Genomic DNA, 13563 nt, shown 5'->3' with positions numbered 1-13563 from the left:
CCCTATGGGCCTATTCTTTATATAGAGTTAAGAAGTTTAGAAATATTAAATTTTTTCTCTTTTTCCTTTAAAACACCATTTTTATAAGCTTCAAGAAGTTCTTTTAAATCTTCAACTTCTTTTATTAATTCTTTTCCTATATCTGTATTTTTTACCTTTAATCTTTCAGCTTTCTTTAAAACATTTGTTGAAGAAATGATATCTTGACCTTCAATAATAGCTTTTTTAGTGCCTTCAAATTTTTTATGTGAATTTAGAACTAATCCATAAGAGTTAAAAATCAATGTATATCCAGCAATTCCAGTTGTATTTTGATAAGCTCTGCAAAATCCACCATCTATTACTAAAAGTCGTCCATTTGCTTTTATTGGACTTTCACCTTTTTTTACTTTTACTGGTGTATGACCATTTATTATATAACCTTTTTCATCTAAATCAAATTCATCTAAAACTTTTAAAGCTATTTCTTCTTTTTCACGTAAAGTATAATAAGAGTTTTTAATTTCTTTGTGAGTTTCTTTATTTTTTATAAAGTAACGTTCAAATGTTGACATTTTATTTTTTCCAAATAAAGGTGATTTTTCACCTCGCCATAAATACCACAACCACTTTAAATACTTATTATTTTCATTTTTATGAAAATAACTCTTTCTTACATAAACATCAAATTTGTCCAATAAAGCTCTTCCTTTATACTTTCTTCCATTTATTTCAACTTCTTCAAAGTTACCTTCTTCATTCATAGGTATACAACCATGGAATAATAAATTTCCATTTGTTTTTAAATACATACTACCTTTATTTATTAAAAAATAAATATGACTCTTTAATTTTTCACTTTCAGTAAAATTTTTAATCAAATTATTTAAAACATCACTTTCTTCTTTTGTAAGATTTAAAGGATTTTTAGGATCAATTGTTGGAAAATTATTTGAAGTGAGAGAATAAACTGTATTGTTTAATTTTATTGTACCTTTTTCATAATTTATATTTTCTAAATAATCTATATTATTTATGTGTAATTCTGGATATTCATTCATTATTTTTTCTTCAACTTTAAATTGTATTATAGAAATTGCTTTGTGCATTTGTGCAATCATATATTTTTCACTTTCATTAAAAAGATTTTTATCTACTCTTGGCATAAATTCTTCACAAGGGTCACCTTTATAAGTATTCATTGCAAAGGTTAAAAGAGGTCTTAAATTTATACCATAAGAATCTTCTAATATACTCAAGTTTGCATAACGTAAAGTTATCCTAACAGCAGTTGCTACTAGAGCAGGATGACCTAAAGCTGCACCTATCCATAAAATATCATGATTTCCCCACTGTATATCACAATCATGATGTTTTATTAATCTTTCGATAATTTTATGTGCACCATTTCCTCTATCGAATATATCTCCAACTATGTGAAGTTTATCCACTGCAAGTCTTTGAATTAAATAAGATATTTGTATTATAAAATCATCTGCTCTTCCAATTTCAATAATAGTATTTATTATATTATTGTAATAACCTTCTTTATTTAATTGAGTATTTTTTAAATGAAGTAACTCTTCAATAATATATGCAAAATCTTTTGGTAAAGCTTTTCTAACTTTTGAACGAGTATACTTTGAAGAAATGACTTTACAAATATTTATGACTCTATTTAAAGTTATTTTATACCAATTTGGAGTTGTTATATTTTTTTCATGTAACTCTTTTAATTTTTGTTCAGGGTAAAAAATTAAAACACCAAGTTGTTTCTTATCTTCCTCATGTAAATGATCTCCAAATATATCATCTATTTTTCTCTTTAAAACACCAGAAGCAGTTCTTATTACATGATCAAAAGCTTCGTCTTCTCCATGTAAATCTGTTAAAAAATGCTCTGTAGCTTTTGGTAAGTTTAAAATTGCTTGTAAATTTATTATTTCAGAACTAACACTTGCAATATTTGGATATTCTTTTGAAAGTAATTTTAAATATTCAATACTTCTCATAAAAACCTCCATAAAATAAATTTGTGAAAAAGTAATTACATATTAATTATATCAAATATAAATGAAAAATTATAAAGTTAATGAAAAGTTTTTATAAATTGAAATTTTAATTTATTTCAATATAAAAATAATAGTATTAAAAATATTTAAATAATAATATTTGACATTCATAATTATATGTGTTAAAATATTCTCAATATTAATTTGGAGGTGGTTATATGGAAGTACAACGGTTTAAAAAGAATATAAAGGTTTATGTTTTATTTAGGTTTTTTATATCCATGTTGATAATAGGACCTATATTAACTCCTTATATGCTGTTTAAAGGACTTAATTACTCTCAAATAATGTTGCTTCAATCAATTGCTGCAATATCAGTTTTTGTATTTGAAGTACCTACAGGAGCAATAGCAGATAAAATTTCAAGAAAAGTATCGCTTGTTATGTCTGGCTTTTTTATAGCACTTGGAACCTTATTTTATATAGTTTTTAGTTCTTTTTATTTATTTGCAATTGCTGAAATTTTATTTGGAATTGGTCTAACTTTTGCAAGTGGAGCCGATTCAGCAATATTGTATGAGAGTTTAGATAAATTAGGAAGAAAAAAAGATTATCAATACTTTGAAGGTCATGCATCGTTTTATATATTTATAGGTCAAGCATTTGGTTCTATTTTAAGTGGATTTTTGTATAAAATAAATCCATATGCACCTTGGTGGATAAGCATTGTAAATGTTTTAATTGCATCATTAATAGCATTTAGTTTTACTGAACCATCTAAAAATAAGAGTAAACACAAATATTTAATTCATGTTTTTAAAAGTTTTAATATTGCTTTTAAAACACCAAGAATACTTTGGGCAATAGTGTTTTCGGCTATTATTGGATTTACATTTAAGAGTAGTTTTTGGCTTTATCAACCGTACTTTAAATCTGTAAATATAGACGTTATGTGGTATGGGGTAATATTTTTCTTTTTTAATATAATTGCAGTATTTTCTTCAAAAATATTAGTAAAGAGATATTATGATAAAAGGCCAAGAAAAGTTTTAATAAGGCTTTTGATTTTATTATCAATAACCTTTATACTTCCTGCAATATTTATTTTTCCATTTATGGTGATAGTATTATCTTTACAACAAATTTTAAGAGGATTGTACCCGCCAACTCTTAAATTTTATATAAATCATCAAATAAAAAATGAATATAGAGCAACAGTATTATCTTTAGTCAGCCTTGTTGCAAATTTAAGTTTTGCAATTTTTTCACCATTTGTTGGTATGAGTCTTGATTCATTTGGAATGAAAACAACATACATATGGATGGGAACAGTTACAGTTGGTGGAATATTGGTTTTAACAAAGCTAAGAAAAATTCAAAAGAATAAAAAAATACTTGACAAGTAAACGTATCCATGTTATAATATTTGCGTGATGCGGAGAGATGGCCGAGCGGCCGAAGGCGCTTGCCTGCTAAGCAAGTGTAGGGGTAACTCTACCGAGGGTTCGAATCCCTCTCTCTCCGCCATTTTTTTTATATAAAAACGTACCCGTGGCTCAATTGGATAGAGCGTTGGACTGCGACTCCAAAGACTGCCGGTTCGATTCCGGCCGGGTACGCCAAAAAATAACCGACTAATGTCGGTTGTTTTTTTAATTTTTTCATTATTATATTCACGCATTTTATGAGTTATTACATAAATTAAGTATAAAGACTAAAATAAAATTCTACTCCATTGTTTAAATTATTGACCCCAAAATTAGAATTGTGTTTTTTTAATATTTCGGCTACTATTGAAAGACCAAGTCCTGTTCCGCCATATTTTCTATTTTTTAAAGTTTTAATTTTATAAAAAGGAGTCCATATATCATTTATTTTTTCTACTGGAATTTGTTCACCATCATTGAAAATAAAAAACATTATCTTATTATTTTGTTTTTTAGTACTTATTGTAATAACATTATTGGTAAAACTTAATGCATTTGAAAGTAAATTATCAAATACTTGTTCCAGTTTTTTAGGATTTCCATAAACTACAGTGCCTTTATCTATTAATAAATTTATTTGTATATTTTTTTCTTCTAAATCTAAACTGTATTTTTTTATTACATTTAATATTACTTCATAAATATTAAAATGGTAAAAAATTATTTCATCATTATTTATTGATGAAAAATCAAGAAAAGTATTAATTATATCTTTTAATTTTTCGCTTTCTTCTACTATTATTTCAGAATAAAAAGTTCGTTTTTTATCATTTTTTATGTTATCTTTTATAGCATGAGCATATCCTTCAATTATTGTGACTGGTGTTTTTAATTCATGACCTGCATTTGATATAAAATTTTGTTGTTTTTCATTCAATACTTCATGATAATTTATTTGTTTTTTTAATTTATTTATAGAAACTTCAAGTTTTTTTGAGAGTGAATTTATACTTTCACTCAATTCTTGTAATTCATCATTTGTATTTAATTTTATTTTTTCTGAAAAATTCAAATTAGAAATTTTTTTTGCAGCATTTTTTATTTTTTGTATTTTGTTTACAAGGTTATTTGTATAAATATTTATTCCAATACTTGAAAGTATTAAAGTTATTATTAAAGCAAATAAATAAAATTTATTAAATAAACTTATTGTATCTTTCATAGAAGCTAAAGAAACTGCTACACTTATTACTTTGTTTTTATACAGTTTTATTGTAATAATGGTAGTTGTTTTTAATTTTGGCTGCTTATAATACTGTATGTAAGTTTCTCCATTTTTTATTTTATCTATATTTTTTTGTATTACCCAGATTTTTACTAAAAACAATTTCTTATCATGAAAACCAAGCCTTAGACGATCATTGAATAGATCTTCATTGTCAACATATTCAAAAATGTTTATTGTTGTTTCTGAATCTGAAAGAATTTCACTTTTTTTTTCATCTTTAATTAATTCATTTAATATATTTATAGATTTTTTAGTTTTTTCGTATATATAGTATTTTTCCAAAAAAATATTTATAAAAAAATATATTGAAAAAAATATAAAAATTAATAAAAAATTTATTAAAAGAAAATTTTTTGTTTTTAATTTCATTTAGATACCTCAAATATATATCCGAAATTTCTTCTTGTTTTAATTAACTCTTTTCCCAATTTTTTTCTTAATTCTTTTACATGATAATCAACAGTTCTTTCATCTCCAAAATAATCAAAACCCCAAACATCATTTAAAATTTTTTCTCTTGAAAGAGTTATATTTTTATTTTTATAAAAATACCATAAAAGCAAAAATTCTTTTGGAGCTAATTTTATTTCAACTTTATCTTTGAATATTTTTTTTGAATTAAAATCTATCATTAAATTTTTGATTTTTATTAATTCTTCTCCATAGCATCTTTTAATCAAATTTTTAACTCTTAAAACTAATAAATTAGGATTGAATGGTTTGGTTATGTATTCATCTGCACCATTTTTAAAGCCTTTAATTTGATCATTGTCTAAATTTTTAGCAGTCAACATTATTATTGGTACATTAGAACTTTTTCGTATTTCTTTACACACATCAATTCCCTCTATTTTTGGCAGCATCCAATCTAATATTATTAAATTATATTTATTTTTATAAAATAAATCGAGTGCTTGTTCACCATCATTAGCTTCACTTATCTCAAAGTTTTCTTCTATGAGATAATCTTTTATTATCCATCTTATTTTTTCTTCATCTTCTACTATTAATACTTTCATTTATTCCTCCTAAAAAGTATAATCAAGGCTTAAAAATGGAACGGGTTTAAATTCTTTGCTGGCAGAAAATGGAAGTATTAACTCTGTTAAAATCGATAGGTTGAATTTTCCATCAAAAAGATTACAACCTAAACCTCCGCCAGTTAAAAATAATCTTCTGTTTTCTATAGAAACATTTATTATTCTAAAATTTCCTTCAAGATTAATTGCAAAATCAGTATAATATTTTAATTTTAAAATTGGCTCATACAAAACAATAATACCATTTTCATAAGGTGCGGCAATAGTTGCAAAATCTCCTTCAACTTCAAAATTATTTAATTTATATGAGATACCAATATAAGGAAAAATATGACCACTGATTTCAATACCAGCTTTTATTGTGTATGAAAAATTTAATGATAAAAATAATAAAATTATAATAAAAAAGATAAACTTTTTCATAATATCCCCTCCTTTTAATATTTTCATTATAATGATACATCAAGAAAATTTCAATTAAATTTCATTAAAAATATAATTTTGGTGAATATAAAACTTTATTATTTTCAATACATAATAAAACTGATTTTGGAGGAATTTTTGTATCTTTATATATATAATTTTTTAATGAAAAATTTGCAATAATTTTTGTTTTATCTTTAAATTCAGTCATTTGAACTAATTTATCATTACTCAAAATTTTAAAGTTAGTCATTTCAACATTTGCTAATTTTTTATGTAATTTTGACCACACATTTATATGATTGATAATAGTATTTTTGTATTTTTTCCACAAAACTCTATCTAAATGATAAAGTGGAGGAATACAATAAAGCATTTCACGAAGCATGTTATTAATATCTTCTTCTGGTGCTTTTAAGCTTCCCATTTCCCAGTGATATGAAGAAATCACTGAATCATGATAAACTAATTGAAATAAAGGTAAATTGTATTTTTGATTATAGTATATTTTTTTATGAATAGGTTTTAATGGAACTTCTTTTGAATATCTAAAAGGTGTACCAATTGCTGCCCAATATTTGCCAAGATAATATTTTGATTTTTGATTTTTTCTTAAATCTTTATCTGACCAATCCATTACAAAAGATTCCATTCCATGAGAAAAAATAATATTTTTTGAAGAATAATCATTACCTTTTTCTGTTCCAACTATTAAACCTTTTTTTGAAAGGAGGTCAATTCTTTTAAGTCTTGCATCCATATCCATTTTTTCGGATGTGTTATGAGCATAATCTTCAAAAAATTCACCAGCTCCATCACAATCAAGAAACCAAGAATTAAATTTGACTCCAGTATTTAAAATTTTGTCAACCCTATTTTTTACTGCATTTAATGCAAGTGTTGGATTTAATTTTCTACCTTTTTTTAAAAATCCAGTTAAATATTTTCCTTCTTTATTTTGTATAGTAGCCTTATAATAAAGGGTTTTGTCTTCAAATTTTGCCGTATTCCATAGTTCTTTCCCTGGTTCATGAATTGAATGATATGAATCATAAGTTCCAATTACATATCCTTTATCAACAGCATTTTTAATAAATTCAGAATTCATTATTCCAGTTTTCCAATCGCTTAAACCAAACCATGCTTTTTTTATACCAGAATTCCAAAGTTCATTTAAAATATAATCTGATGCACCATTTCCCCAATTTTTTATTGGATAAAGATATTCTTTATAAGCATTGTATAAAATCTCTTTATTTATTTTATATATTTGAGTTAAAGACATAGAATTTATATTTTTAACTTCTTCATTCATATATTTAGATAATTTATCATTATAAAAATCTCTTAAATAAAGAGCTTTATTTATACTTGTACAAATTGTATTTTTTAAATAAGTATATATCCATTTTTCTTTTAAAAGTAAATTAAAATTGTTTAAGGCTTCTTTAGAATCTTCAATTTTATTTTTTTTAAAAATATTCAATAAATGTTTAGTTAGATTATAATCTTTTGAGTTTAAATCATCTTTTACTTTTTGTTTAAATAATTTCCAATTTTTTATATTTTGTGGAATTAAGATTTCATCTGACCATAAGTATATGTGTGGAGCTCCAAACATTTTTTTTATATTTTTATTATTTTCAATTTTTTTATTAAGAGAAATAAATTTATTTTTTTCTAAAATATACTTTTTGTATGTTTTAGCTATTTTTTCTGAAGAATTCTCTAATATATATATTCTATACTGTAATTTATCTTTTATATTTAATGAAGTGAAATCATGAGATACGCTTATTTTTAATTTTTTATTTTCATTATAAAACTTTATATTGTTATTAAATATATTTTCTATTATAAATAATGAAGAAAAATTTTTATAATTTGATGCAAGAAATTGCATTGATAAAAATTCAGATCCCTTTTCTATATTTCCATCAAGGAATTTAATCCAATCAGAATCATAAGCTGGTATATACTTACCTTCTTGCATTGGGAGTGTGTAAGCATTTCCATTTAGTTTTAAAAATTCATAAGTTTCTACTTTATTTGCTTCTATTAAAACAGATAAATAAGAATCTTTTAGTTCAAAAATAATTTTTTCATTTTTTGTTTCAAAAGAAAGCTTATTCTTTGAAACAAGTAATTTTTGTGGAATAAAATTTGTTTTACCTGATGAAATAATTTCATAATTACCATTTTTTTCTGCTGTTATTTCCATATTATTAGTGTTTATACTAAACTTTAAATGAGAATTTTGTAAAATATAAACCTTTGAAAACACGAAAGCAGAAATGAGTAAAAAGAAGAATAAAATAGTTTTTTTCATTGTATAACCTCCATTTTTTAAATTCTAAATTATTTTACACATTTAATATGAGGGTTTTTTGATGAAAAAATAATTATTTAAAAATGTATGAGAATGTTTTTTTATAATTTGTAAAAAATTAAAATTAAAGTGGTATAATAGTTAATATAGCTAATTATTTTTAAAATAAAAAAGGGGGAATAAAAATGGAAAAATTAACTTTAGATGAATTTACTAAGTTTAAGTATATATCGACTTTAAAATTTTCTCCAGATGGAGAAAAAATATGTTTTGTTCAACATGAAGCAGATATGAAAAAAAATGGATACAATTCATATTTATGGATTTATAATAATGAAAGATTGTATAAATTAACATCTTTTGGAAAAGAAAAGAACTATTTATGGTTGGATGATGAAAATATACTCTTTCCATCTATGCGCGAAGAAAATAATGATAAAGATAAAAAAAGAACTATTTTTTATAAGATAAATGTAAATGGTGGAGAAGCAATTAAAGACTTTGAAGTGGAAGAAAAAATAACCGGAATAAAAAGAATTAATGATGATAAGTTTTTAATTACTGTAATAATGGAAGAAGAAAGTGAAAAAGATTATAAAGTTTTTGATGAAATACCGTTTTGGATTAATGGACAAGGTTTTTCTAATAAAAAAAGAAATACTTTGTGTATTTATGATAAAAAAACTTCTAAAATAGAAAAAATAACAGAAAGATATGAAAATGTAGGTGGATATGATATTTTAAATGAAAAAATAGTTTTTGTATCTAATACTTATGAAAATAAAATGGAAAAGTATAATGAAATAAAGTTGTATGATATAAAAAATAAAAAAATAGAAACTATAATTTCAGTATCAAATAAATTAAATTTTTCAAAACCATTTTTGATTGATGATGAAACAATAATAGTTCCTGCTTCAGATATGAAACTATATGGAATAAATGAAAATAAAAAGTTTTATAAAATAAATATAAAAACTAAAGATATAAAGTGCATAACTCCAAATTTTGATGCATCTCTTTGGAACTCTGTTGGAACAGATAGTAGATTTGGTGGAAATGAAATGATGATAAAAAAGAATGAACATATTTATTTTGTTTCTACACAAGAGTATTATTCTAAACTCTTTAAGATAAATAAAGAAGGAAAAATAGAAAAAGTAATAGATGAAGAAGGTACAGTTGATGGATATGATATCTTTGATGAAAAAGTTGTATTTACAGGATTAAAAGGATTAAAACTTCAAGAATTGTATTTAAATGGAAAACAAATAACTTCTTTTAATACATGGGTTTTAGAAAAATCTCTTTCTATTCCTGAAAAAATTGAAATAGAGAGTAATGGAGATAAAATAGTTGGATGGATTATGAAACCTATTGATTTTGATGAAAATAAAAAATATTCAGCAATACTGGATATTCATGGTGGTCCAAAAACAGTTTATTCTGATATTTATTATCATGAAATGCAATATTGGACTAATAGAGATTATGTTGTATTTTATTGTAATCCACATGGAAGCGATGGACGAGGAAATGAATTTGCAGATATAAGAGGAAAATATGGAACTATAGACTTTGAAGATATAATGAACTTTACAAAATATGTTGTAGAAAAATATACTTTTATAGATAAAGAAAAAATTGGAGTAACTGGTGGATCTTATGGTGGGTTCATGACAAATTGGATAATAGGTAATACTGATTTTTTTAAAGCTGCAGCTTCACAAAGAAGTATTTCAAATTGGATATCAATGGGAATGACTACAGATATAGGATATTATTTTGCAGAAGATCAAATGGATACAAATCCATGGAATGGTTTTGAAAAAATGTGGAATCAATCACCATTAAAGTTTGCAGATAAAGCAAAAACACCAACTTTATTCATACATTCTGATGAAGATTATAGATGTTATATGCCTGAAGCAATACAAATGTTTACAGCATTAAAGTATCATGGTGTGGAATCAAAATTCGTTTTATTCCATGGAGAAAATCATGAATTGAGTAGAGGTGGAAAACCAGAACATAGAATAAGAAGACTAAAAGAAATAACTGAATGGATGGACAAATATTTAAAAAAATAAATCTCTGAAATTTTTAAAGTTAAAAGATAAAAAATAGGTTTTATACTAGAAAAGTTTTAAATAAAAAAGAGGAGAGGAAGATATTTATTCTAAAAATTATACATGGTCGGTTAGTGAAATATCCATTGATGTAGCATGGTACGATTATAACTCTCAAGGAAGTATTCAAAAAATAAAATCCCAGCGGGTGCTGGGATATTTTTATATAAAAAAATTCAATTTTAAAAAATACATATGGTATAATAAAAATTAGAGGTGATAAAAAATGAAAAAACTACCAATAGGAGTACAAGACTATAAAAAAATAAAAGAAGGAAATTATACATATATAGATAAAACGAAGTATATATTAGATTTAATAAGTTCAGAAGCACCTATTTTTTTATCTCGCCCAAGAAGATTTGGAAAGAGTTTAACGATATCAACACTTTACTATCTATTTAAAGGAGAAAAAGACCTATTTAAAGAAACATACATATACGACAAATGGGAGTTCAAAGAATATCCAGTAATAAGGATAAACCTTTTAGATGTAGCAACAGATAATGTGGAAAGAATGAAAGAAAGTTTAACAAAGATAATAAAATTAGAAGGAAAGCGAAATGGAATAGAAATAACAGAAACAGACTACAAGTTTGCATTCAATGAACTGATAATAAAACTATCAAAAAAAGAAAGAGTAGTAATATTAGTAGATGAATATGAAAAACCAATATTAGACAATATAAACAACAAAGAAAAAGCAGAAAAGTATAGAGAAATATTGAGAGACTTTTATGTGAGTATAAAATCAAAAGACGAATACATAAAGTTTGTATTCATGACAGGAATAACAAAGTTCACAAAAACAGGAGTATTTTCAGCATTGAACAACTTAAACGATATATCATTGGATAAAGCATATGCACAGATGTTGGGATACACACAAGAAGAGTTGGAAAGTAACTTTAAAGAGCACATAAAAGAAACAGCACTTGAAATGAAGATGGAAGAAAAAGAGTTATTAAAAAACTTAAAGATGTACTACAATGGATTTTCATTTGATGGAAAAAATTCTGTATACAATCCATTTTCAATACTACAATTTTTTAAAAAAAGAGAATTTGAAAACTATTGGTTTGAAAGTGGATCACCATCATTTTTGTACGAATACATAAAAGGGAAGAAGATAAGATACGAAGACTTAGTAAAGTATCCAGTGAGCAAACTCGATTTTTCAACCCGAGAAATAGAAGAAGCAAATGCAAGCATATTCTTTACACAAGCAGGATACTTAACTTTTAAAGGAAAAGAACAATATGGAATGGAATATGAATACCTATTAGACTATCCAAATATAGAAGTAAAGAACAGCTTTTCAAAGATGATATTAGAAGCAAACTATGAACTTGAAAGGGGAAAAATAAAAGAAATAAACAAAACGATATGGAAAGCAATAAAAGAAAAAGACATAGAAGAAATAATAAAAGAAATAAAAAGAATAATAAGTGCAATCCCATACAACTTGCACAAAAAAGAAGAAAGCTACTATCATTCATTGATATACACAATAATAGCATCAGCAGGACTGAACGTAACAGCAGAAGAATTAACGAACTTAGGAAGAAGCGATATAGTAATAGAGGAAGACACTATATACATAATGGAAATAAAGATAGACAAAAGTGCAGAAAAAGCTTTAAATCAAATAAAAGAAATGAAGTACTATGAAAAGTACAAAGAAAAAGAAATTTATATAATAGGAATAAACATAAACTCAGAAAAAAGGAACATAGACGAATACAAAATAGAAAAGATATAATCCCAGCGGGTGCTGGGATATTTTTTTATAAAGAATATATAAAAGGGAGTGTAAAATAACTGATAACATTTTACCAAAATTACAAGAGTGGCAAAATAGACCTTAAAAAAAACTTGTATTTTGCAAGTGAAGAATAAGCCAAATTACAATTGAAAAATGGGCCATGAAGGGAAAAAGACTCCTTTTAAAAGATGAGAGGATTCCATGGAAAACTGCCCCTTTGAAGGGGCGTGTCCGCAGGACGGAGGGATGTTGTTTATTGGTATATTCGCTGTTTATTATTATATAGAAAATTAGAAATCCAAACATCCCTCCGAGAAAACCTCGTCCCCTCAAGGGGACATTTATAAACCGAAAATATTAAGACATAATATACGCTTCCACACATGGAACTGTTTAATGTATAAAAAAATTAAGCCAGGAATAAAAAAGAAAAATGGGTCAAGAAGAAAAAAAGAAGTATCAAAAAAATTTAAACAAAGCAATAACAAAAAAAATGAACAACAAAAAAACTACCATTTAATAAAAAATGAAATGAGATCAGTATTAGGAATATTTAAACGAAGTAACATCAAATGATTCAAAAATAGATAAAGTACTGATAAACATAGGAAAAAAAATTATGAAATGTCAGATTTCATAATAAAAAAGGTGGAATTATATTAAAAGATACACCACAAGGAATGGAATATATAGTACAATACCCAGTATCCTGTAAAATTTTACAGGATACTTTTTTTATATTTTTTATAAAATGGGACGTTATAAACAAAAAAATTCAATGTTACAATTTTTAAGAAAAATCGTCGTCTAAAATCATCTTATAGCACACGCAAAAAAGTGAAATCAAATGAAATATGTTATAATGAAATATATTAAATTTTTGAGGAAGATAAATAAGATTAAAGAGAAATATAAAAAATATTGGAGATATAGTTTTCTTTGTATAAAAAATATGAAAAAAGACAAAAGATATTTCTTTTGGAAAATTTACAAAAAAATAACCTTTCTGCAAAAAAAAAAAAAAAAAAAACGAAACATTTATTTAACATTAAAAGTGATATAATGCTTGTGTTAGTTTACAAAAAGCAAACATAAAGATACGCTAATTACATATAAAGGTTTTTCTTGTAATATTAAAAATATAAATAAAACAACTTAAAGTATTGTTTTA

9 protein-coding genes and 2 tRNA genes are annotated in these 13563 nt (G+C 24.5%); 6 read left to right on the top strand and 5 right to left on the bottom strand.

Annotated elements, in window-relative coordinates; all coding sequences use genetic code 11:
• Positions 1-17: 17 nt before the first annotated feature.
• The gene (locus IGS63_RS09930) at positions 18-2027 is read right to left on the bottom strand and encodes a fructose-1,6-bisphosphatase (protein WP_476756226.1); all 2010 of its coding nucleotides are present in this window, start codon (positions 2025-2027) and stop codon (positions 18-20) included.
• 182 nt (positions 2028-2209) lie between these two features.
• Between IGS63_RS09930 and IGS63_RS09925 the strand changes: the two genes are divergently transcribed.
• The 3 genes from IGS63_RS09925 to IGS63_RS09915 all read left to right on the top strand — a co-directional run bounded on the left by IGS63_RS09925 (position 2210) and on the right by IGS63_RS09915 (position 3613).
• Positions 2210-3397, top strand: coding sequence for an MFS transporter (locus tag IGS63_RS09925; RefSeq protein ID WP_190614612.1), 1188 nt, complete (start codon positions 2210-2212; stop codon positions 3395-3397).
• A 31-nt stretch (positions 3398-3428) separates the two neighbouring features.
• Positions 3429-3518 (top strand) — tRNA-Ser (locus IGS63_RS09920).
• 18 nt (positions 3519-3536) lie between these two features.
• Positions 3537-3613 (top strand) — tRNA-Arg (locus tag IGS63_RS09915).
• A gap of 79 nt (positions 3614-3692) precedes the next feature.
• Here the strand turns inward: IGS63_RS09915 and IGS63_RS09910 are convergent.
• The 4 genes from IGS63_RS09910 to IGS63_RS09895 all read right to left on the bottom strand — a co-directional run bounded on the left by IGS63_RS09910 (position 3693) and on the right by IGS63_RS09895 (position 8498).
• A complete protein-coding gene (locus IGS63_RS09910; RefSeq protein WP_190614610.1) occupies positions 3693-5075 on the bottom strand; it encodes a sensor histidine kinase in 1383 nt (460 codons plus the stop codon).
• Positions 5072-5725 carry a response regulator transcription factor gene (locus IGS63_RS09905; protein WP_190614608.1) on the bottom strand — a complete coding sequence of 218 codons (654 nt, stop codon included), beginning with the start codon at positions 5723-5725 and terminating at the stop codon, positions 5072-5074. Before IGS63_RS09905 ends, IGS63_RS09910 begins: the two co-directional genes overlap by 4 nt.
• A 9-nt stretch (positions 5726-5734) precedes the next feature.
• A complete protein-coding gene (locus IGS63_RS09900; RefSeq protein ID WP_190614606.1) occupies positions 5735-6169 on the bottom strand; it encodes a hypothetical protein in 435 nt (144 codons plus the stop codon).
• Positions 6170-6233: 64 nt separating this feature from the next.
• Positions 6234-8498, bottom strand: a complete 2265-nt coding sequence (locus IGS63_RS09895; protein WP_190614605.1) for a glycoside hydrolase — start codon at positions 8496-8498, stop codon at positions 6234-6236.
• A gap of 185 nt (positions 8499-8683) precedes the next feature.
• Here IGS63_RS09895 and IGS63_RS09890 point away from each other — a divergent pair, with 185 nt between their 5' ends.
• The 3 genes from IGS63_RS09890 (at position 8684) to IGS63_RS09880 (ending at position 12968) form a co-directional block, all read left to right on the top strand.
• Positions 8684-10588, top strand: coding sequence for a S9 family peptidase (locus tag IGS63_RS09890; RefSeq protein ID WP_190614603.1), 1905 nt, complete (start codon positions 8684-8686; stop codon positions 10586-10588).
• 265 nt (positions 10589-10853) lie between these two features.
• Positions 10854-12389, top strand: coding sequence for an ATP-binding protein (locus IGS63_RS09885; protein WP_190614602.1), 1536 nt, complete (start codon positions 10854-10856; stop codon positions 12387-12389).
• 399 nt (positions 12390-12788) lie between these two features.
• Positions 12789-12968, top strand: a complete 180-nt coding sequence (locus IGS63_RS09880) for a hypothetical protein (RefSeq protein ID WP_190614600.1) — start codon at positions 12789-12791, stop codon at positions 12966-12968.
• Positions 12969-13563: the final 595 nt, after the last annotated feature.

Source organism: Tepiditoga spiralis (assembly GCF_014701195.1).
Lineage (GTDB): Bacteria > Thermotogota > Thermotogae > Petrotogales > Petrotogaceae > Tepiditoga > Tepiditoga spiralis.
Note: the sequence above shows the minus strand (reverse complement) of the source record. Positions and strands in the feature narration are given on the sequence as shown.

Excerpts from the sequence above, each read along its gene's own strand:
- IGS63_RS09885 (WP_190614602.1), top strand. The coding sequence starts at position 10,854 with ATGAAAAAACTACCAATAGGAGTACAAGACTATAAAAAAATAAAAGAA.
- IGS63_RS09880 (WP_190614600.1), top strand. The coding sequence starts at position 12,789 with ATGTATAAAAAAATTAAGCCAGGAATAAAAAAGAAAAATGGGTCAAGA.
- IGS63_RS09900 (WP_190614606.1), bottom strand. The coding sequence starts at position 6,169 with ATGAAAAAGTTTATCTTTTTTATTATAATTTTATTATTTTTATCATTA.
- IGS63_RS09925 (WP_190614612.1), top strand. The coding sequence starts at position 2,210 with ATGGAAGTACAACGGTTTAAAAAGAATATAAAGGTTTATGTTTTATTT.
- IGS63_RS09905 (WP_190614608.1), bottom strand. The coding sequence starts at position 5,725 with ATGAAAGTATTAATAGTAGAAGATGAAGAAAAAATAAGATGGATAATA.
- IGS63_RS09890 (WP_190614603.1), top strand. The coding sequence starts at position 8,684 with ATGGAAAAATTAACTTTAGATGAATTTACTAAGTTTAAGTATATATCG.
- IGS63_RS09910 (WP_190614610.1), bottom strand. The coding sequence starts at position 5,075 with ATGAAATTAAAAACAAAAAATTTTCTTTTAATAAATTTTTTATTAATT.
- IGS63_RS09895 (WP_190614605.1), bottom strand. The coding sequence starts at position 8,498 with ATGAAAAAAACTATTTTATTCTTCTTTTTACTCATTTCTGCTTTCGTG.